General features: G+C 71.3%; 21 protein-coding genes. 9 read left to right on the forward strand and 12 right to left on the reverse strand.

From position 1 onward, the window contains the following. Window positions 1–16 precede the first annotated feature (16 nt). Complete coding sequence (locus tag H4687_RS04075) at window positions 17–883, reverse strand: LuxR C-terminal-related transcriptional regulator (RefSeq protein WP_046920147.1); 867 nt, start codon at window positions 881–883, stop codon at window positions 17–19. Window positions 884–1,339: 456 nt separating this feature from the next. Here H4687_RS04075 and H4687_RS04080 point away from each other — a divergent pair, with 456 nt between their 5' ends. After that, complete coding sequence (locus H4687_RS04080) at window positions 1,340–2,209, forward strand: helix-turn-helix transcriptional regulator (RefSeq protein ID WP_179860213.1); 870 nt, start codon at window positions 1,340–1,342, stop codon at window positions 2,207–2,209. 72 nt (window positions 2,210–2,281) lie between these two features. Here H4687_RS04080 and H4687_RS46185 read toward each other — a convergent pair whose 3' ends face one another. The 4 genes from H4687_RS46185 to H4687_RS04095 form a co-directional block, all read right to left on the reverse strand. Further along, complete coding sequence (locus tag H4687_RS46185) at window positions 2,282–2,938, reverse strand: 2OG-Fe(II) oxygenase family protein (protein ID WP_225966594.1); 657 nt, start codon at window positions 2,936–2,938, stop codon at window positions 2,282–2,284. Then, a complete protein-coding gene (locus H4687_RS46190) occupies window positions 2,935–3,324 on the reverse strand; it encodes a 2-oxoglutarate and iron-dependent oxygenase domain-containing protein (protein WP_225966595.1) in 390 nt (129 codons plus the stop codon). Before H4687_RS46190 ends, H4687_RS46185 begins: the two co-directional genes overlap by 4 nt. Window positions 3,325–3,715: 391 nt before the next feature. After that, window positions 3,716–4,174 (reverse strand): SRPBCC family protein, encoded by a 459-nt coding sequence (locus H4687_RS04090; protein ID WP_046920149.1) that lies wholly within the window; start codon window positions 4,172–4,174, stop codon window positions 3,716–3,718. A gap of 9 nt (window positions 4,175–4,183) precedes the next feature. Then, window positions 4,184–5,182, reverse strand: a complete 999-nt coding sequence (locus tag H4687_RS04095) for an AraC family transcriptional regulator (RefSeq protein WP_050398564.1) — start codon at window positions 5,180–5,182, stop codon at window positions 4,184–4,186. A gap of 167 nt (window positions 5,183–5,349) precedes the next feature. Between H4687_RS04095 and H4687_RS04100 the strand changes: the two genes are divergently transcribed. Together H4687_RS04100 and H4687_RS04105 are read left to right on the forward strand one after the other, a co-directional pair. Next, a complete protein-coding gene (locus tag H4687_RS04100; protein ID WP_046916696.1) occupies window positions 5,350–6,285 on the forward strand; it encodes a squalene/phytoene synthase family protein in 936 nt (311 codons plus the stop codon). A gap of 135 nt (window positions 6,286–6,420) precedes the next feature. Further along, on the forward strand, window positions 6,421–7,074 hold the full coding sequence (locus H4687_RS04105; protein ID WP_078907292.1) for a hypothetical protein: 654 nt from the start codon (window positions 6,421–6,423) through the stop codon (window positions 7,072–7,074). A 17-nt stretch (window positions 7,075–7,091) separates the two neighbouring features. Here H4687_RS04105 and H4687_RS04115 read toward each other — a convergent pair whose 3' ends face one another. The 3 genes from H4687_RS04115 to H4687_RS04125 all read right to left on the reverse strand — a co-directional run bounded on the left by H4687_RS04115 (window position 7,092) and on the right by H4687_RS04125 (window position 9,842). Then, window positions 7,092–7,742, reverse strand: coding sequence for a GNAT family N-acetyltransferase (locus tag H4687_RS04115; RefSeq protein WP_046916695.1), 651 nt, complete (start codon window positions 7,740–7,742; stop codon window positions 7,092–7,094). 114 nt (window positions 7,743–7,856) lie between these two features. Beyond that, on the reverse strand, window positions 7,857–9,284 hold the full coding sequence (gene rox, locus H4687_RS04120) for a rifampin monooxygenase (RefSeq protein WP_046916694.1): 1,428 nt from the start codon (window positions 9,282–9,284) through the stop codon (window positions 7,857–7,859). Between the two features lie 324 nt (window positions 9,285–9,608). Beyond that, window positions 9,609–9,842, reverse strand: coding sequence for a hypothetical protein (locus tag H4687_RS04125; protein WP_046916693.1), 234 nt, complete (start codon window positions 9,840–9,842; stop codon window positions 9,609–9,611). Window positions 9,843–10,024: 182 nt separating this feature from the next. On the opposite strand from H4687_RS04125, the gene H4687_RS04130 reads away from it, so the two are divergent. The 3 genes from H4687_RS04130 (at window position 10,025) to H4687_RS04140 (ending at window position 13,662) form a co-directional block, all read left to right on the forward strand. Continuing rightward, a complete protein-coding gene (locus tag H4687_RS04130; protein ID WP_005474195.1) occupies window positions 10,025–11,113 on the forward strand; it encodes a glutamate--cysteine ligase 2 in 1,089 nt (362 codons plus the stop codon). 222 nt (window positions 11,114–11,335) lie between these two features. After that, complete coding sequence (locus tag H4687_RS04135) at window positions 11,336–13,063, forward strand: SpoIIE family protein phosphatase (protein ID WP_046916692.1); 1,728 nt, start codon at window positions 11,336–11,338, stop codon at window positions 13,061–13,063. 164 nt (window positions 13,064–13,227) lie between these two features. Then, window positions 13,228–13,662, forward strand: coding sequence for an ATP-binding protein (locus H4687_RS04140; RefSeq protein ID WP_046916691.1), 435 nt, complete (start codon window positions 13,228–13,230; stop codon window positions 13,660–13,662). 67 nt (window positions 13,663–13,729) lie between these two features. Here the strand turns inward: H4687_RS04140 and H4687_RS04145 are convergent, their stop codons facing one another. The 3 genes from H4687_RS04145 to H4687_RS04155 are packed head-to-tail and all read right to left on the reverse strand — an operon-like array spanning window position 13,730 to window position 15,437. Further along, complete coding sequence (locus H4687_RS04145; RefSeq protein ID WP_046916699.1) at window positions 13,730–14,194, reverse strand: ATP-binding protein; 465 nt, start codon at window positions 14,192–14,194, stop codon at window positions 13,730–13,732. A 42-nt stretch (window positions 14,195–14,236) separates the two neighbouring features. Then, window positions 14,237–14,539 (reverse strand): DUF5133 domain-containing protein, encoded by a 303-nt coding sequence (locus tag H4687_RS04150; protein ID WP_046916690.1) that lies wholly within the window; start codon window positions 14,537–14,539, stop codon window positions 14,237–14,239. A 58-nt stretch (window positions 14,540–14,597) separates the two neighbouring features. Next, on the reverse strand, window positions 14,598–15,437 hold the full coding sequence (locus tag H4687_RS04155; RefSeq protein ID WP_005474205.1) for a SigB/SigF/SigG family RNA polymerase sigma factor: 840 nt from the start codon (window positions 15,435–15,437) through the stop codon (window positions 14,598–14,600). Between the two features lie 385 nt (window positions 15,438–15,822). Here H4687_RS04155 and H4687_RS04160 point away from each other — a divergent pair, with 385 nt between their 5' ends. Continuing rightward, window positions 15,823–16,650, forward strand: coding sequence for an RNA polymerase sigma factor SigF (locus H4687_RS04160; RefSeq protein ID WP_005474207.1), 828 nt, complete (start codon window positions 15,823–15,825; stop codon window positions 16,648–16,650). A 116-nt stretch (window positions 16,651–16,766) separates the two neighbouring features. Then, window positions 16,767–17,171 (forward strand): STAS domain-containing protein, encoded by a 405-nt coding sequence (locus H4687_RS04165; RefSeq protein ID WP_046916689.1) that lies wholly within the window; start codon window positions 16,767–16,769, stop codon window positions 17,169–17,171. A gap of 182 nt (window positions 17,172–17,353) precedes the next feature. Here the strand turns inward: H4687_RS04165 and H4687_RS04170 are convergent, their stop codons facing one another. Further along, on the reverse strand, window positions 17,354–17,788 hold the full coding sequence (locus H4687_RS04170; protein ID WP_046916688.1) for a MarR family winged helix-turn-helix transcriptional regulator: 435 nt from the start codon (window positions 17,786–17,788) through the stop codon (window positions 17,354–17,356). Window positions 17,789–17,905: 117 nt separating this feature from the next. Here H4687_RS04170 and H4687_RS04175 point away from each other — a divergent pair, with 117 nt between their 5' ends. After that, window positions 17,906–19,081, forward strand: coding sequence for a PP2C family protein-serine/threonine phosphatase (locus H4687_RS04175; protein ID WP_046916687.1), 1,176 nt, complete (start codon window positions 17,906–17,908; stop codon window positions 19,079–19,081). Window positions 19,082–19,133: the final 52 nt, after the last annotated feature.

The raw sequence follows: 19,133 nt of genomic DNA on the forward strand, positions 1-19,133 counted from the left end.
GGCGGACCCGCCCGGGTCACGGCAGCAGGCCAGCGCGCCGCGCCGCGGTGACCGCTTCGAAGCGGGTGGTGGTGCCCAGTTTGCGCATGACCGAACGCAGATGGCCCTTCACGGTCTCCAGGCCGATGTCGAGCCGGGCGGAGATGTCGAGGTTGGTGCAGCCCGCGGCGACCGCGGTGAGGACGTCGAGTTCCCGGGGAGACAGCCGCGACGGCCTCTCCGGCACCGATTCCCCGGGCCCCTCGGAGCAGCAGCCCCGCTCCAGCAGACGGCACACCTCGTGGAAACGCTCCTTGAGGTGTCCGTCGTCGAGGGCGGCGGTGAGTTCCAGGAGGTCTGCATGGGCCTCGTGGACGCGTTCCCAGGCGGTGTCGTCGCGGGGCGCGGTGCCGACGCGGCCGGCCCTGGCCTCCGACAGCAGCCGGTGGACCTGCTCCTGGCACGCGAGGAACTGCTCCAGATCGCGCGCCGCCCGCGTCACCGCCGTCAGCACCCGGTCGCCGAGGCGTACCGCGTCGCGCGATCCGACGAAGAGCACCGCCCGGACCGTGGTTCCCACGATCACGGGTGCCGCCGCCATCGCCCGCACCCCCTCGGCCGAGACGAAGGAGTCGTACTCATGGCTGATCCGCCGAGCCGACCGGTAGTCGCTCACCGCCGCCGGCCGGCCGGTCGTCAGCACCTTGCCGATCAGTCCGGCACCCGCCGGCACGGACAGCCCCCGGCGGTCCCGTGATCTCACCCCGCTCGTCTCGCCGATCCGGAGCTGCCCCGGCCCGACGACCCAGGCCACCCCGGCGACGGACATCCCGCTCTCCCTGCGCAGAGCCAGGACCGCGGCGCGGGCGGCCGCCGCCTCTTCGCTGTCTTCCGCCGGTAGCACGACCGGGTCGACTCCTTGTCTGACCGACAGTGGGGAACGCGCCGACTCCCCCGTCGTCGGAAGAACAGTTCTGTAGAAGTCTCAAGTACGTCAAGAGCCTCCGAGGAAAACGTAGTTGACGAAGCGTCAGCACAGTCCGGCGGTGACACGTGCACGCACACCCCCGGACGGTCGCAACCCTGCCGGACCGTGTTGTTCCCGGCTCGACTTCGACCCGGTACACATGGGTATGTCGCCTGCGCACCCCCCTCACACGGGGGTAGCTGGACGGACCCGCTCTCCCTCATGGTGGCCCAAGGCCCTGTGGACGCGGGGCCGTTGTCCGCTCCTTGTTCTTGGACAGCACCCAGGTACACGCTCACATCAGTCGCCACACCGCACCACTCCCGCACGAGGCCCGCGCACGACGCGGGCAGGGGGCGTACTTCTGCCCCCGGGCAGATCGAGGTAGCCGCAATGACACTGACATCACCCCCCGTTCCGGACGACGACCGCCAAGTCAAACGCGGTGTCCAGGCGTTACGGGACACCGCCGGAGTGGACCTCGCCTTCGGCGGCGTCGTCGTCAGGGGCCGGCACGCGCAGCTCACCGAGTTCACGGGGAACGACACCAATGCCCTGTCCGGACTGACTCTCGGATTCGGCATGGGGCTCGGCGGCAAGGTGGTGGCCCTGCACCGCCCCATCGCCGTCAACGACTACGCGAACTGCAAGCAGATCAGCCACCATTACGACCTCATGGTCGCGGCGGAGGGCATCCACGCCGTCGTGGCCGCGCCCGTCGTGGTGAACCGGACGGTGCGCGCGGTCATGTACGGCGCGGTCCGCCGGTCCGTGGCCCTCGGCGACCGGACCGTCGACTCGGTCATGCGGGCCGCCCGCGATCTGGAGCAGAGCCTCGCGGTGCGGGACGAGGTGATGCGCCGCCTCGACGGCCTGCGCGCTTCCTCGGAGCGTGCCGAGGGGTCCGAGCGTCCCACGTCCCCCCGGTGGGAGACGATCCGCGAGGCCTACGCGGAGCTGCGCATCCTCGCCCAGCGACTCCCGGACGACGAGGCGCGCGACCGGGTCGTCGGAGTGTGCGACAAACTGGCCGGCGCCGGCACCGGGGCCCCCGCCTCCCACCCCCCGAGCGCTCTCTCGGCACGCGAACTCGACGTGCTGTCCTGCGTCGCGCTGGGACGCACCAATGCCGACGTGGCGGACGAACTCGGCCTTCGCGCCGAGACGGTGAAGAGCTATCTGCGCAGCGCGATGCGCCGGCTCGGCTGCCACACCCGGATGGAGACGGTCATGACGGCCCGCCGTCTGGGCCTGCTGCCCTGACGGCGGGGAAACCGGCGCGGACGCCCGAGGAAGCCGTCCGGCACGTGCCGGACGGCTTCCTCGCTACGCCGTTCAGGAGTTGAGGGCCTCCTTGCGGAGGCGTTCGAGGACGGCGAGGCGGTCCTCGTTCTCGATGCGCGCGGTGGCGGCGCGGTCGGGGTAGCAGCGCATGAACATGTTGGTGAAGTGCGTCCCGTAGTGGATGAACTCGTCCGGGGCGCTCCCTTCCAGGGGCCGCGCGACCGCCTGGAAGGACGGCTCGTGGAAGTACGCGATGGTGTACCGCTCGCGGTCGGCCAGGCGCACCTTGTGCGGGGTGGAGAGCAGGGTACCGCCGGTGATGAACTGCATGATGTCACCGGGGAAGACGGTGAACACCGAGGGGACCGGGGTGACGAAGGTCCAGGGCTCCTCGTTCTCGTACCGCCCGGCCATGGACTCGTCGGCCAGCCAGTTGCGGCCGCGGGTCTCGCCGGGTACCGGCGGGCGGATGTAGAGGCCGCCCACGTCGTCCTGGACCGCGATGACCAGCAGACCGTAGTCGGTGTGCGAGCCGATGCCCCGCTCGGAGGTGGCGTCCGCCCGCGGGAAGCGCAGGACCCGCATGTGGTGCCAGCCGTCCTCGGTGAGCTTCGTGAAGTGGTCCATGTCGTCCAGACCGAGGCCCAGGGCGACCAGGCGGAGCAGTCTCTCGCCGATGTCGCCCACGGCGCCCATGTAGTCCTTCATGGCGCGGCGTACTGCTCCGAAGGCCAGGGAGCGGGGCCGTGACACGGCCACTTGTCGACCGCCCGGGCGTCGTCCTCGGGGATGTCGGGGCAGACGGTGTAGATCTCCGAGCCGTCCTTCTCCCCGGCCGTCTCCTCCTCGCCCGAGGCGACGTAGCCGCTGTAGGTGAGGTCGGACACGTGCCCTGACTTCTCCTCGAACGGGCGGCCGAAGAAGCCCCGGGAGGCGTCGAGGGCCCGCTCGGTGGCGGCTTCCTGTTCCGGGGTCGCCTGGATCTGGAAGATGCCGTCCGCCTGCCAGGCGGCGATCAGCGCCTGGCCCAGTGCCTTGTCCACGTCACTGCCGTCAACCACCGGGGGCAGTACGAAGGTCTGCAGTTCTGTCATGCCCCAACCCTGAACCGGAGCCTTTCGATCCACTACCCCCGTCTGAGGGGAGCGCCACTCGCGATGCCGCGCGGGGGCGGGATCGGCTGTGTCCGAGCTGGAGCAGCACGGCGGTTCAGGTCCGCCCGACCTCGTCGGGGAACTGGCGGGCCCGGACTTCGGCGCTCGGCCTCCCACGCGGAGGTGGAGAGGGCACGCCCCGAACCGGTGGCGCGTTCGACGTCGGAGCCGGGCGAGCATCGCGTCGCGGTTCGGGTGAGTTCGACGATCTCGGTGGGGCTCGTCACGGTCGTACGGCTGCCGGGCGGAGAGGAACAGGAGCGGTTTCCCGCACGGGTCCGGCCGATGACGACCGTTCGCCGCGCAGGCGGCGAACCGGCCCGGCGGGCGACTAGGAACCCTCGACCAGCCGGGCCAGGTTCTCCAGTGCCATGCGGGTGCCCGTCTCGTTGTCGGCGGCCGGCACGGCGTCGGGGATGCCTTCGTGCACGACGAGGACCTCGGTGCCGCCGTCCGCGTCGGTGAGCCGGGTGGTCATCGTCATCGTGCCGCGCAGCGCGGGGTCGTCCGACTCGAACCGGAGGACCTCGACCACCTCCTCATCGGGCACGAGCCGCGCGAAGTGGCCGTGGTAGGTGTCGGTGTGGGACGCCGACTTGCCGGTCCCGGCCGGCGTGTCGTAGGTGAGGGAGACACGGAACCTGCCTCCCTCACGGGCGTCGAACTCGTGCACCTCGCCGCTCATGCCGTCCGGGACCCGCCATCGCGCGATCGCGTCCGGGTCCACCAGCGCCCGGTACACGTCCGCACGTGCCGCGTTCACATGTCTGGAGACCCGCGTCGCGTACATGGACCCAACCTAGTGTCCGCGCTCATCGACGTCGGACAACGCCCGCAGCCGGAACTCGCTGGGTGCGATTCCGTGGGCGGTACGGAAGGCGCGGGTGAAGTCGGAGGCACGGGGCATGCCCCAGCGGGCGGCGATGACATGGATCGGTGTGGTGCGCAGGGACGGGTCCGCCAGGTCGCGGCCCGCGCCCTCCAGACGCCGGGCGCGGATCCAGGCGGCCACGGTCTCGCCGTCCGTCTGCTGCTGGAAGACGCGGTGGAGGTAGCTGAGAGAGATGTGGTGTGCGGCGGCGATCACCGGTGGCGCCAGTTCCGGGTCGTGCAGGTTCTGCCGGATGAACGCCTGGATGCGTCGCGTCAGCGCGTGCAGACGCGTCTCTGGGGACAGGGCCGCCTCGGCCTCCAGCGCGTGGGCGAACCAGGCCGACAGCAGGTCGAGGACGACCGTGCCGAGCCGTGCCGCGTCGGACGGCTGGAGGGAGTCGGCCTGCCGCTCCAGGCCGATGAGGAAGTCCGCCAGCAGGGCGCCCAGGCCCTCCCGGCCCGACAGCCCCCGGCCGAGCAACTCCCGGACCTGGTGCGGCGGCAGCGGAAACAGCGCCTTGGGGAAGTCGACGCCCACCCCCTTGATGACCCCGGTCCCCCCGCCGTCCGCCGACCGGATGTCGTACGGCCGCGAACTGTCGGCCAGGTGCAGATCGCGCGGGCCGAACGTGTCGCACCGGTCGGCGTGGTCGAGGGCCAGGCCCCCGTCCAGCAGCAGTGTCAGGTGGTACAGCTCGGGGTCGGACCGGCGCACCATCCGCTGGTCACGCCGGTAGCGCGAGGGCAGGAACGACGCCGGCCACACGGTCACCGGGCCCAGCTCCATCAGGCGCAACTCCCCCCAGAAGTCCGCCGAATGAGGGCTGATCGCCTCGCTCGCCCGTGTCGTGCCGAGCAGTTCTCGCCAGAAGTCGAATCTGTCCTCCGCCGGCACGTCCTCACTGCGGAACACGGTCCCGATCATTGCGTCCCATCTCCGATGTCCCCGCCGGGTCTTCGCGCCGACATCCTTACACGCGCGGATCACCGCGGTCGCGGCGCCTCCGCTCCCGCGCACCGTCTCGCGCAAGAGCCGAAGGGGCAGGTCCGCGGGCATCGGACGTGCCTCGGCGTGCCGCCTACGATCGGCGTATGAGCACGTGGAAGCAGAGCCTGGACGCAGCAGGTGTGCGGGAGCCGGAGTCGCGGCGGGACTACGACCGACAGCGGGACCTGGTGGCGCGTGCCCGGCGCACCTCCTACCTCGCCGCCCGGTTGCTGTTGCCGCGGGCGCTGTTGCCGCACGTCGTGGCGGCGACGGCGATGATGCACCACAGCGACGACCTCTTGGACACCGGCCCGAAGCAGTCGCGGGTCTCGGCGTGGGCGTCGTGGGAGCGGGAGGTGCGTGAGGCGCTGGAGACGGGAGTGAGCACCGATCCCTTGATCCGCGCGCTGCTGAACAGTGCGGCGGCCCGTCCGGAACTGCGCGTGGCGGTGGAGCGGTATCTGGACACCGCGACCGTGGATCTGGAGTTCACCGGTTTCACCACCGAGGCCGACTACCAGGCCTATGTGGACGCCTACTCGCTGCCCGCGTTCATGCTGGTCGCGTCGCTGCTGGGCCCCGAGGGCGACGACGGCCGGTTCCGCGCGGCCTGCCGGACGCTTATGGAGGGCAGCCAGCGGCTGGACTTCGTCAACGACCTGGCCGAGGACCTCCCGGAAGGACGCCTGGGCATCCCGGCGGAGACGCTGAAGCGCTTCTCGGTCACGGCGGAGGATCTCGCGGAGGGCCGCGAGTCGTCGGGCGTACGGGAGTTGGTGGAGGATCAGATCGAGGCGGCCCGTGTCCGCCTGCGGGCGGCGAGGGCTCTGCCGGTGCTCACGCAGGGCCCCGGTGGAGTGCTGCTACGGACGGTCATCGACATCGAACTGCTCACCGCTGACGCGGCGTTCGCGCGAGGTGCGAGGCTGCTGCGCGGCTCGGCGTCCCCGCCCGTGCCGGCCACGGCACGGACGCTGCTGGGAGCGCGACGCGAAGCCCGGGGCATGCGCGGGCCCCGGGGTACGCTCGGAGCCCGGTAGGACCCGCGCTGGGCGGTGGTGTCGCGGCGGCATGGCGACGGCGGCGCCGAAGCCGTCCGCCTGGAGGAGTACGACTCACCCCCTGGAGCAGGCAGAATCCCGGCGGCCGGCGGCGCCTGTGCCAGCCTGAGTGACATGACGGTGCGTCAAGTCTCCACGTGCCTGCAGTTGACCAGCCCGGAGGAGACCACCCCGGGGCTCAGAGAGCAGATCGCCGACTGCTGGGAGGCCGTGGCGAACGCCGGTGGCGCGGTCCTCGCGACCGAGTTCCCTCCTCTTCCGGTGAGCGCCCACGACGTCGCACCCGTGGTCGACTCACTCGTCCACGAGCTGCATCCCGCGCGCGGCAGACTGCTCGTCGCTGTCGTCGGGGACTCGCTCGCCGGCTGGCTCATCGTCCGCCGGGAGCCGCATCCGCTCGGCGCGCACTGCGGCACCGTCAACCATGTCCAGACCCATCCGCGCTTCCGCGGCCGGTGCATCGGCGTCGCGCCGATGCACCGCGTCCACGGCATCGCCCGGGACGAGATGGGCCCGGAGCGGCTCTCCCTGTCCACCCGGGGCGGCGCCTCCCTCGCCGAGGACTGGGACTCCTGGTGGTCCGGCGCGGCCGGCGACCCGGAGCTGGCACCCTTCCTCACGCGTGGCGACGACGGCGCACGTCCCCGCTGCGAGGGCAACGATCTGACTCTGTCCGGCCATGTCGCGCTGTTGCGCGAGGCGGGCTTCGAGCACGTCGGAGCGGTCTGGCAGGTGGGTCCCAGCCACGTTCTGGCCGCCGTGCGGTGAGCCGCGCGGGGCCGGAGTCAGGAGCGTGTCCCGCCCGGCGGCTCCTCGTTCTCCGTCGTCGCGCGCCCCAGGTAGGTCACCGGGCCGGGGTCCGGGACCGCTATCCCGTGAAAGCCCATGCGGTCGTAGAAGGCACGGGCCGGTGTGTTGGCGGTGACCATGGAGAGATGGACGGCCGGCACCCCTCGGGCGCGCAGGGCCCGCAGGAACGTGCGCAGCAGGGCCCGGCCGTGGCCCCGGCCCTGCTGGGCGGGAAGGATGTCGATGTGCAAGTGGGCCGGATACGGGGCGAGTTCGGGCAGGACCATGCGTTCGGGACGGTGCAGCAGCTCGGCGATCACCTCGTCGGGGGTGGTGGGAGGACCGAGGGGCGCCGGGAAGCGCTCGGCGACCAGGGGGAGCCACTGCGCGCGGAAGGCGTCCACGAAGGCGGGGGTGTCCGCGGTGCCGAGGATGTAGCCGACGGCCCGCCCGCGGCCGTCGTCCAGCACGAAGGTCAGTTCCGGTTCCAGATGGGCGTACGGCGTGGCGAAGGTCGCCGGGAAGACGTCGGGGTCCGAGTGGAAGGGCCGGCTGTCGCCGCCGTTGTGGGCGGTACGGATACAGATCTCGTGGAGGGCGTCGGCGTCCCCGGGGCGGTACGGGCGTACGGCGGGAGGCGAGGTCATCGCAGCATCCTGCGCGGTGCGGGACGGTCCCGGCAACGGTCCGCCGGCGGCCGGTCGTGCGGCCCGCCCCTTCGGCACCCGCCGCGTACGACCTCGCCTCCCGCGCGACCGGGCTCAGCCGGTGGCGGCCCCGAACCACCGCGGGAGCCGGTCGAGGAGTTCCCGGCCGTCCTCACCGGCCCATGCCACATGGCCGTCGGGGCGCAGCAGCACCGTGGGGACGTCCAGGTCCTCGGCGGTGTCGACGACGTGGTCCACCCGGTCCGCCCAGCCCTCGACCGAGAGGGTGCCGGTCGGGTCGAGCAGCAGGCCGCGGCCCTCGCGCATCAGCTCGTACAGGCGGCCCCGCTTCAGCCGCACGTCCCGCATGCGCCGACCGAGGAGGTCATGGCCCTCACCGAAGTCGTAGCGGACATCGACGGCGGTGATCATCCCGGTGATGTACCGGTTCACCTCCTCGAAGTCCATCAGCTCCGACAGCAGCTGCCGCAGCGCGGTCGGGCCAGGGCCGGATGCCAGGAGGGTGATCTGCGCGCGGGTGTTGACCAGCACGCGGGCGGCCACCGGATGCCGCTCGGCGTGGTAGCTGTCCAGCAGGTCCTCCGGCGCCCAGCCGTGGACCGCGGCGGCCAGCTTCCAGCCGAGGTTGAACGCGTCCTGCACTCCGAGGTTCAGCCCCTGTCCGCCGGTCGGCGGATGGATGTGCGCCGCGTCGCCGGCCAGCAGCACCCGGCCGACGCGGTAACGCTCGGCCTGCCGGGTGGCGTCGCCGAACCGGGAGAGCCAGCGCGGTGAGTGCACCCCGAAGTCGGTGCCCGCGAACGCCCGCAGCTGCTTTCTGAACTCGTCGAGGGTCGGCGGGGCCGTCCGGTCCTCCGCCACCCCCTCGGCCGGCACGAGAACGCGGTAGTGCCCGTCTTCGAGGGGGGCGAGACCGAACCGCAGCTCGGCCTTGCGTACCTCCTCGACGACAGCGGTGATCGTCGCCGGATCCTCGGACGCGGCCATGTCGCCCAGCAGTGTCTCCACCGTGGCGGACTCGCCGGGGAAGGCGACACCGAGGAGTTTGCGCACCGCGCTGCGGCCGCCGTCGCAGCCGACGAGATAGCGGGCGCGCAGCCGTGTGCCGTCGGCCAGCTCGGCGCTCACGCCGTCCGGGTCCTGGCTCAGTCCGACCAGTTCGCTGCCCCGCCGGATGTCGGCGCCGAGTTCGACGGCGCGCTCGTAGAGCAGACGCTCGGTGACCGGCTGCGGAGTGGCCACGCCGTACGCGTGGCCCGTGTCCAGTGTGTCGGGCCAGGGTTTCATGATCCCGCCGAAGAGGCCGCCCACCCGGAACGTCTCGCTGACCGCGAGGAAGCGGTCCAGCAGTCCGCGCTGGTCCATGATCTCGACACTGCGCGCGTGCAGTCCCTGCCCGCGGGACTCGCCGGTCGGCTCGGTCAGCTTCTCCAGCACGACCGTGCCCACTCCGGCCAGCCGCAGTTCGCTCGCCAGCATCAGCCCGGTCGGCCCGCCGCCGACGACGATCACGTCGATCATCACTACCCCCATGTGCGCGGATTCGCGTTTCGGTCGGCGATTCTGCGGCACGGGCGGGGTCTTGCCGCAAGCCCCCCGGTGCGCTATAAGTTGAGCGTGGCAAGGAGTCGTGGACTCCTTGCCTCTGTCGTTTCCGGACTCTCCGCGCCTCGTCGCTTCCGGTCTCTCTGCCCGGGGAAGCCGCGGCCCGCGGGGCGGACGTCCATTCCCGGCGCCACCGCTCCGGCCGGTTCGCGTGAGGGCCCCGGCCGTGCCCACAATGGCGCATGCAGGGAACGGACTGTCCGATGGTCTCCCGCACCGCGGGCGGCCCGGGTCGGGCCGTCAGTCGCTCAGGCGTCGGTGCAGAAGCCGCTTGCCGAGGTCGGCGCCCTTGCGGCTGTCGGCCTGTGCCTTGCGGAACAGCTCGGCCACCTCGGTGTCCTTCTCCCACTCCGCGTCCTCGATGTACGTCTCCAGGCGCAGCGCGTTGTTCAGACAGGCCTCGACGGACCAGATCAGGTTGTAGTCCTTGTCGGCGGTACCGGTCACTCGGCCGGCCTCGGTGGGGCTGGTCACGTTCTCCTCCTGTCGCGGCGGACAGGGCGCCGTGCCTGCCCGGCACGACCCCAGAAGCTCCGCCCGGGTACCCGTGGCGACACCGCGTACACGGATCCGGCCCGGACGTCGGCCGGTGAGGTGTTCCGCCGTCGTCCGAGGGCACACGGCTGTCACCACCTAGCGCGAAAGGGCCTGATGACGTGCGTACCGTCGGAGTGGAAGAGGAACTCCTGCTGGTCGACCCCGAGACCGGCGAGCCGCGGGCACAGGCCGCGGCGGTGCTCGCGCGGGCCGCGCAGGAGGGCACCGGCCAGGACGTGTTCGAGAAGGAGCTGCACGACGAGCAGGTGGAGTTCGCCACCCATCCGCAGTCGTCGATGGCCGATCTGGGGGCCGAGATCATCCGCTGCCGCAAGGACGCGGCGCGCCATGCGGAGGGGCTCGGCAGCGCGGTCGTGGCGCTGGCCTCGTCGCCGTTGCCGGTGAGCCCGACGATCACCATGAACAGCCGGTATCTGTGGATGGCGCGGGAGTTCGGTCTGCCCACCCAGGTGCAGCTCGTGTGCGGCTGCCATGTCCATGTGTCGGTCGAGTCCGACGAGGAGGGCGTCGCCGTCCTGGACCGTATGCGGCCGTGGTTGTCGGTCCTGACGGCCCTGAGCGCGAACTCCCCGTTCTGGCAGGGCCGCGACAGCCGGTACGCCAGCTACCGCACCCAGGTGTGGGACATGTGGCCGATGGCCGGGCCCGCCGACCTCTTCGGTTCGGCGGAGCGATACCACCGGTGCGTCGAGGATCTGATCTCCACGGAGGTCGTACGCGACCGGGGAATGATCTACTTCGACGCTCGGCTCTCCCAGCGGTACCCGACCGTCGAGATCCGGGTCGCGGACGTCTGTCTGCACCCCGACACCGCGGTCCTGATCGCGACCCTCGCCCGGGGGCTCGTGGAGACCGCGGCCCGCGAGTGGCGGGCCGGTCAGGAACCTCTCCCGCACAGTGCCGGGCTGCTGCGGCTGGCCGCCTGGCGGGCCGCCCGCTCCGGTATGTCGGAGACCCTCCTGGACCCCGCGACGATGCGGCCCCGGCCCGCCGCCGAGGTGATCCACGCGCTCCTCGACCATGTCGAGGAGGCCCTCGTCGACCACGGTGACGCCGAGTCGGCCCGCGCGTCCGTCGCGGAGTTGATGGCGCGCGGCAACGGGGCCCGGGTGCAGCGTGAGGTGATGGAGCGCACGGGGAGCCTGCGCGAGGTCGTCTCGGCGTGCGTACGGCACACCCAAGCCTGAGGTGGCAGGCCTGGGTGACGGGGCCGTCGCCCACGGCCTGCCGCACACCGCACACACCGCGCACCGCCGCGACAGCCGTCGGCGGGGCCTTTGACCTGCTGTCTGGGACCTTTTGCGCGTAGGGGGCCGGGGAGCGGGGTACTGCGTGAGGCACGCAGGACGGACACGCCCGCCGAGGCGTACTACAGTCCCGTCCACGACCGGAGCAGGAGGAGCCCGAACATGAGCGCGTCGAGTCCGGATCACGTCGGCCGGCAGCCGCCCGGCCCGGCTGTGCGGTCCCCGGACGGGCTGCCCGATCTCTCGGACGCGGGCATGTATCTGGTGCACGACAACGGCTCCATCGTCTCGGTGAACGCCCGCGCGGAGGAACTTCTCGGCCGCACGGCCGCCGAACTCGTCGGCCATGACGCCCACGACCTGCTGCACCGCGACCACCTCGGACAGACGATGACCCGGTCGTCGTGCACGATGATGCGGGTGCTCCTCAGCGGCCGTACGGGCGGCGGGGACCGCGAGTGGTTCGAGCGCGGCGACGGCACACTGCTGCCGGTGACCTGGCTGGTGACCCCGTGCCGGCTCGACGACGGGGCGGCCGGCGTCGCCGTCCTCTTCTACGAGTCCGCCGCGGGGAACGAGTCGCTCCGGTCCGTCGATTCGACGACGCTGTCCCAGCTGGACCGGCTGGCGCTGCTCGCCGAGACGACGACCCGGCTGACCTCGACGCTGGACGCCGACGAGGCGATCGCGCGCCTGGTCCGGCTGGTCGTACCGCGGCTGGCGGACTGGGCCGTCGTGGACCTGATCACCGAGAGCGACGACGTCTGGCGGGACACGGTGGCGACCCACCACAACGGTGCCGTGGTGCGGCGCGAGGAGCTGGAGGGCCCGCTGCCGCCGGTGCACGAGGAGTCGTTCATGCCGCTGTCCCGGGCCCTGCGCGGGGCGGCGTCGGCCCTCGCCGGGCCGGAGACCTACCAGGGGCCGCCCGATTCCGGGATCACGGTCGCACAGCAGAAGCTGTTCCAGGTCACGGGTCTGCGCTCGGCGGCGATCGCGCCCATCCGCGGGCCGCGCGCGGTGCTCGGCGCCCTCACCCTGGGCCTCAGCGACCGGCCGGGTTCCTTCACCGACACCGAGCTGTCCCTGCTGGAGGACATCGCACGCCGGGCCGGGCTGGCACTGGAGAACGCGCGCCTGTACCAGCGCCAGCGGCACATCGCGGAGACCATGCAGCGCCATCTGCTGCCCCAGATGCCGGAGGTTCCGGGCCTGAAGATGGCCGCCCGCTACGAGTCGGCGTCGGAGTCCTCCCAGGTCGGCGGCGACTGGTACGACGTGTTCTCGTTGTCGGACGGTGCCACGGCGGTGGCCATCGGCGACGTCGTCGGGCACAACATCGACGCGGCCGCGGGCATGGCGCAGGTCCGCAACATGCTCCGGGCCTACGCCTGGGCCCTGCACGAGCCGCCGAGCATCATCGTGGAACGGCTGGACCAGGCCGTGGTGAACGTGGCCGAGGCGTCCATGGCCACCCTGATCTTCGGCCGCGTGGAGCGCGACGACGAGGACTGGACCCTGCGGTGGACCAACGCCGGGCATCCGCCGCCGCTGCTGATCACGCACGACGGCCGGTCCCGGTTCCTGGACGAGGAACACGACCACCTGCTCGGCACGGGCCTGGTCCGGGCGCGCTCCGACACCCTCACGCGGCTGCCGCCGCTGTCCACGCTCGTGCTGTACACGGACGGTCTGATCGAGTCGCCGGGGCAGACGCTCGACCGGGGCCTGGCCCGGCTGCGCCAGCATGCCGCGGCCCTCGCCCACCGGCCCCTGCACGTCTTCTGCGACCTGCTGCTGGAGCGCGCCCGTCCCGTCGACAACGACGACGACGTGGCCCTGCTTGTCCTGCGGACACCGGACGGGGGCGGTGAGACCGGTGACCTCTAGTGCGCCGACGCTCACCATGGGCACCGGAGAGCCACTCTCTTCCCCAAGGCCCCACACATCCCTACGCTTTCGCACGCGTAGCCACTCCACCCACGGGAAACACGAGCGTCGGAGGGGGACGAGACATCACGTCCGCCTCAAGAAGCCGAGCGGGGGAAGACAAGTTGGCAACAGAGTCACGTAGGGAAGACAAACTGCCTGCCGAGGAGATCTACGACGGACACGCCGCCTTCGACGGAGAGTTGGGCGACGTGACGGGCGCCCGTACGGCCGCCGAAGGGTTCCTGGGCGTTCTCTCCCGCACCTCGCCGCCGGTGGCGGTCGAGCACTGGGACGACATCCTGCTGGTGGTCACGGAGCTGGCCGCCAACGCGGTGCAGTACGCACCTGGGCGCTTCGAGCTGACGATGCGCCGCACCATCGACGGGGTCCATGTGACGCTCGGGGACACGAGCACGACGTCGCCGGCGCCGCGCCCCTTCAGTCCCAGCAAGGGCGGCGGCGGTATCGGCTGGTATCTGATCCACACACTGTGCGACGAGGTGAGCGTGGTGGTGCACGAGCACGGCAAGGACGTGCACGTCTTCCTGCCCTGGTGAGGCGGCGCGAGAAGGACACGCGAAGAGGCCAGAGGGAGAGGACAGGGAACATGGGCGAGGTGCCGCGTCAGGTCAGCGGCACCAGCACACTGATCGTCTTGCCGCCGGCCGCGGGGCACTCGACGCGGACCTCGCGGGACAGCCGGTTGATCAGCGGCCATCCGTAGCCGTTGCCCTCGTGGACACGCGGCAGCGCGCCGTGCCCGTGGAGGTCCACGGGCACGGCGGCGCTGTTGTCCCGCACGCTCAGCCACACCCCCTCAGGGGTGAGGCCGACGTCGAAACCGGCGATCCCGCCGCCGTGCCGGACCGCGTTCGTGACCAGTTCCGACACGACGAGCAGGAGATCGATCATGGCCGCCTCGGTCGGCGGCCCGGACGGGGAACGCCACCGCTCCCCCACGAACGCCCGCACATGGCGGCGGGCCGCCCCGGCGGTGGTGATCGCGACCGGGGGTCCCACCGGCCGGCCGGGCGGTTCCTCCGCGGGGCCGACGTCGTGGTCGGTGAGGCGGTGGCGCTCCCCCGGCATCACGGGACGTGCGGGGTCGACGACTCGCAAGGGCCCGGCTGGTCACTGTTCATGCAGCGCCGCGTACCCGCTCGCGCGCGAACCATGGCTGTCGGCTTCCGGGGAGAGGATCACCCGCTTCCCGCACAACTCCGCCGTCGCGGTGGCCTGGGCCGCGGCGAGCTGCCTGCGTGCCACTTCGAGGGCCTGGCGTATGTCGCGGGTGCCCGTGGACACGCACAGCGTGTAGGCCAGGTCCTGCGTGCGCCGCGTGGCCTGGGGATCGCTCTGCTCACCCTCGTGTGCCGCCAGTGACTCGTACTCCTCGACGAGCCTGCGCAGGGTCGCGGGGTGGGGCATCAGCATCTGTTTCGCTCCTGGGTGATCCGATGACGGCAGGGGGACACGGGTGGGGCGGCGAGGGTCAGGAAGACGGCGTGGTGCGGCCGAGGGCCTCCTCACGGACGCGGGCGCAGCTGCGGCTGATGAGGCGGGAGACATGCATCTGCGAGATGCCCAGGCGATCGGCGATACGGTTCTGCGTCATGTCCTCGAAGAAGCGCATGTAGAGGATGGCGCGCTCGCGCTCGGGCAGTCGGCGCAGGCCCTGCTTGACCGCCTCGCGGTCCACCACCACGTCGTACGCGGCGTCCGGTGCGCCGAGGGTGTCGGCGAGGTTGTAGCCGTCGTCGCCGGAGGACATCTCGGCGTCCAGCGACAGGGCGCTGAAGCTGTCGAGCGCCTCCATCCCCGCGTGGACCTCCTCCTCCGTGAGTCCCGCCAGGGCGGCGATGTCGGCGACCGAGGGCTCGGTGGCGCCGCCGGAGGTCTGGCTGAGTTCGCGGCGCGCCACCCGTACCTTGTTGCGGAGGTCCTGGACCCGCCGGGGGACGCGCAGCGTCCACATCCGGTCGCGGAAGTGCCTCTTGATCTCGCCGGTGATGGTGGGCACGGCGTAGCTCTCGAACGCCCCCCGCTCGGGCTCGTAGCGGTCCACCGCCTTGACCAGGCCCATCGCGGCGACCTGGCGCAGGTCCTCCAGCGACTCGCCGCGGTTGCGGAAGCGGCTCGCGATGCGGTGGGCCATGGGCAGCCAGGCGCGGACGAGTTCGTCCCGGACGTGGTCGCGTTCCGGCCCCGGGTCCATGGCGGCGAGCCGGGCGAAGGCGGTGGCGGTGTCGGGGGCGTCGTCGTGCGTCCTCCTGTCGGGCGTACCGGGACGTACGGGGGTGCCTGAACCGTTTGCGGACACATTGACCAGCATGGGAAATCGCTCCTGAACGACGCTTTCAGGGACTTCGCGGCGGGGAACGGTGAATGGGCGACCAAGTCCGTGCGCGGACGACCGCTCCCGCCGACCGACCTCCGATCCGGAGGCGTGGAACTCCGATTGCCCCGCGATTCCGTGGACAAACAACGGTTCGCGTATTCATGGTGACGCAGCGGCTCGGCTCCGGATCCGCCCGTCTCCGGGGCCGACGGCGACTTTTGGCCAGAGTGGGGAGCGACACGGCCCCTTTCGGGTCCGAGGGGGACTGAGTCGCGGCTTTGGGGGCAAGCGTGGGTTGGCAACGAGGCTCTGGGCGAGAGGGGTGGACAGCATGGCAGCCGTGACGGCACTTACTACGGCCACGGCACGGGGGAGGGTCATGTCGGAGGAAGTGGACCTCCCGCTGATCGAGGACCCGTCACAGGTCAGGCCCAAGGACGCACGGGCGATGTCGCGGCAGTTCTTCGACCGGCTGGCCGTGCTGGAGGAGGGCACGCACGCGTATCAGTACGTGCGCAACACGCTCATCGAGATGAACCTGTCCCTCGTGCGGTACGCGGCCTCGCGCTTCCGCGGACGCGAGGACTCCCTGGAGGACATCGTCCAGGTGGGCACGATCGGGCTGATCAAGGCCATCGACCGGTTCGAGCTGTCCCGGGAGGTGGAGTTCACCACGTTCGCCGTGCCGTACATCGTCGGCGAGATCAAGCGGTTCTTCCGGGACACGAGCTGGGCGGTGCATGTGCCGCGGCGGCTGCAGGAGGCGCGGGTGGAGCTGGCCCGCGCGACGGACGAGCTGCAGTCCCGGCTGGGCCGGATGCCGACGACACGTGAGCTGTCCGAGCTGATGTCGCTGTCGGAGGAGGAGGTCATCGAGGCGCGCAAGGCGTCCAACGGCTACAACACCTCCTCGCTCGACGCGGCCCTCACCTCCGACGGCGGCGAGGACGGCGACGCCGTACTGGGCGACCTCATCGGCGAGGAGGACCACTCGCTGCAACTCGTCGAGGACTTCCACTCGCTGGCGCCGCTGATCGCCCAGCTCGACGACCGTGAGCGGCGCATCCTGCACCTGCGGTTCGTGGAGGAGCAGACCCAGTCGCAGATCGCCGAGCAGCTGGGGGTGTCGCAGATGCATGTGTCCCGACTGATCAGCCGGATCATCAAGCGGCTGCGCACGGGGCTCCTCGAACCCGGTGTCGCCTGATCGGGGCGGTGTGTCCGGACGATTCGCGGGTATGCGCACGGGCGCATCGCCGGGCGATGCGTCGAATCCGTGAATCGGGGCGCCCGTCCCGATCGGTAAGTGCCTTGGAGGCTCCTGTGTCCGTTGCCCAGAACCCGCTGTCGATCAAGGTCGACCTTCCTCGGGACGACGCCGTGCTGCTCACGATCGAGGGGGAACTGGACATCGACACGGCGACCGAGCTGCAACATCATCTGGCGAACCAGCTGCGCCACGGCCGGCGGCATTTCCTGCTCGACGTGTCGGCCGTCCCCTTCATGGACTCGTCGGGCATGAACATCATCCTGCGGACGTACCAGGAGGTGCGGCGGATCCCGGGCGGCGTCTATGTCATCGCCCCGACACCGGCCGTGCGGCGCATACTCGACCTGACCGGTGTCAGTCTCACCGTCGCCACGGTGGACAGTGTGGACGAGGCGCTGGCCGCCGTGGACTCCGGGCAGGTCGCCTCGCTCCCGGACGAACATCCGGCGCACGAATAGCCGTTGACGATGCGTCGGCGCACCCGGCGGGCCGCGCAAGTCGGCCTTTTCCGTCGGTGCGTCAGGGCATACCCATGGCCAACAGTTGTCGTTTGACAACTATGGCCGGAAGGCAACAGAGTGGGCCGGGCCAAGAGCGTGGGAAGGGTTGGGATGAGGCTGTCGGACCAGGGCTTCGGTGGTCAGGCGCTCCGGACGGCGGCGTCGGCGTCGCCCTCGTGGATCTCCGCCGCCGCGGCGGCGCAGAACGCCTCCAGCCCCTCCAGCAGCGCGGTCCGCTTCCCGGCGGGCATCTGTTCCAGCACGGACCGCAGGGCCTGTTCACGACGGGCGCGCAGGTCCACCAGGAAGGCCTCTCCGCGCCGGCTGAGCCGCAGGCACAGCTCGCGCCTGTTCGCCGTACTGGCATGGCGCTCGACGAAGCCCACCGCTTCCAGCCGGTCACAGAGCCGGCTGGTGGAGGGCGGGGTGGAGCCGAGGGCGTCGGCGAGCATCCGCAGGTTGATGCCGTCGTTGTGCTCCAGGATGAAGAGCACGCGGAGCTGGGAGGCGGACACCGGAGCCGTCGAGGCGCGCCCCCACAGGACCTCCAGCAGCTCGGCCGCCTCGGAGGTCACACGAGCCACCTCGTCCGGCCGCGGGTTGGAGGAGGAAGTCACGGGCCCACTCTTCCAGGCATCCCGAACACTGTCAGCTCTGGAAAGAATGGCGTATCCGACATCGTGAACAGATCCGTGGCAGCCGAACGGGCACTTCGCTCCGCTGCTCCGCACCGCCTGCTGGACGCACTGCGCGAGGTACTCGGCGAGGACGCCTGGTCCGCGCGGGACGTCGAGCTGTACCTGGCCGACTACTCGCTCACCGCGTTGCGGCCGGTCTCCACACACCCCGACGCGCCGGAACCCCTGCCGATGCACGGCGGCCCGACCGGCCGGGCCTTCGGGTCGCAGGAGCCGTACCTGGAGAAGCGCGGCGACGGCCGAGTGCGGGCGCATCTGCCGGTGACCGTGCGCGGCGACCGGCTGGGCGTGCTGCGTCTGACGCTGCCGTCCGTCGCGCACGCCGAGGAGGGCCTGGCCGAACTGACCGAGCTGGCCGGAGTCCTGGCCCATGAGCTGGTCGTCGCGGAGCGCGACACCGACCTGTACGTCCGTGCGCGTCGCTCCAGCAGGCTGACCCTGGCGGCGGAGATGCAGTGGCAGCTGCTGCCGGGCCGTTCCTCCACCACCGCGGAGTACGCGCTCGGTGGCCAGCTGGAACCCGCCTACGCGATCTTCGGCGACAACTTCGACTGGTCCGCCGACGCCGACCATCTGATGCTGTACGTCACCAACGGCATGGGCGAGGGCATCGAGGCCTCCCTGCTGACCAACCTGGGGATCAACGCGCTGCGCAACGCCCGGCGGGCCGGCGTGCCCATCGCCGAGCAGGCGGCCCTGGCCGACCAGGCCCTCCACGCCCAGTACGGCGGGGCCCAGCATCTGTCGGTGCTGCTGCTGGACCTGGACCTGGCCACCGGGCGGCTGAGCATCGTCGACGCGGGCTCCCCCCGGATGCTGCTGCTGCGCGAGGGGAACGTCTCCGCGATCGCCCTGGACGCCCAACTGCCCCTGGGCATGTTCGAGGAGACGGAGTACACCGCCCAGGAGCTTACGGTCGAGCCCGGAGACCGGCTCGTCTTCGTCAGCGACGGGGTGTACTCCGTCGCCACCCCCGCCGGGGAGCAGTACGGCGACCGTGCGCTGGCCCGCGCGGTCAACGCCACGCGGCTGCTGCCCGCCGCGGACGTCCCCGGCGCGGTGCTCAGGGAGCTCTCCGGTCACCGCGGCTCCCCCGTGGCGGACGACGACGCGCTCGTGGTCTGCCTCGACTGGTTCGGGCAGGAGGAGTCCGGCCGCACCTGCCCATGAGTTCGACCGACAGGCGTTTCCCGCAGAGGGGAGGCGCACCAGTATGTGAGGA

Source organism: Streptomyces stelliscabiei (genome assembly GCF_014873495.1).
Classification (GTDB): domain Bacteria; phylum Actinomycetota; class Actinomycetes; order Streptomycetales; family Streptomycetaceae; genus Streptomyces; species Streptomyces bottropensis.

Bases quoted from the DNA above. Each gene is read 5' to 3' on its own strand.
- H4687_RS04080 (WP_179860213.1), top strand. From the start codon at position 1,340: ATGACACTGACATCACCCCCCGTTCCGGACGACGACCGCCAAGTCAAA.
- H4687_RS04150 (WP_046916690.1), bottom strand. From the start codon at position 14,539: ATGCTGATGCCCCACCCCGCGACCCTGCGCAGGCTCGTCGAGGAGTAC.
- H4687_RS04160 (WP_005474207.1), top strand. From the start codon at position 15,823: ATGTCGGAGGAAGTGGACCTCCCGCTGATCGAGGACCCGTCACAGGTC.
- H4687_RS04135 (WP_046916692.1), top strand. From the start codon at position 11,336: ATGAGCGCGTCGAGTCCGGATCACGTCGGCCGGCAGCCGCCCGGCCCG.
- H4687_RS04155 (WP_005474205.1), bottom strand. From the start codon at position 15,437: ATGCTGGTCAATGTGTCCGCAAACGGTTCAGGCACCCCCGTACGTCCC.
- H4687_RS46185 (WP_225966594.1), bottom strand. From the start codon at position 2,938: ATGAAGGACTACATGGGCGCCGTGGGCGACATCGGCGAGAGACTGCTC.
- H4687_RS04090 (WP_046920149.1), bottom strand. From the start codon at position 4,174: ATGTACGCGACGCGGGTCTCCAGACATGTGAACGCGGCACGTGCGGAC.
- H4687_RS04100 (WP_046916696.1), top strand. From the start codon at position 5,350: ATGAGCACGTGGAAGCAGAGCCTGGACGCAGCAGGTGTGCGGGAGCCG.
- H4687_RS04095 (WP_050398564.1), bottom strand. From the start codon at position 5,182: ATGATCGGGACCGTGTTCCGCAGTGAGGACGTGCCGGCGGAGGACAGA.
- H4687_RS04145 (WP_046916699.1), bottom strand. From the start codon at position 14,194: ATGCCGGGGGAGCGCCACCGCCTCACCGACCACGACGTCGGCCCCGCG.
- rox (WP_046916694.1), bottom strand. From the start codon at position 9,284: ATGATCGACGTGATCGTCGTCGGCGGCGGGCCGACCGGGCTGATGCTG.
- H4687_RS04115 (WP_046916695.1), bottom strand. From the start codon at position 7,742: ATGACCTCGCCTCCCGCCGTACGCCCGTACCGCCCCGGGGACGCCGAC.
- H4687_RS04105 (WP_078907292.1), top strand. From the start codon at position 6,421: ATGACGGTGCGTCAAGTCTCCACGTGCCTGCAGTTGACCAGCCCGGAG.
- H4687_RS46190 (WP_225966595.1), bottom strand. From the start codon at position 3,324: ATGACAGAACTGCAGACCTTCGTACTGCCCCCGGTGGTTGACGGCAGT.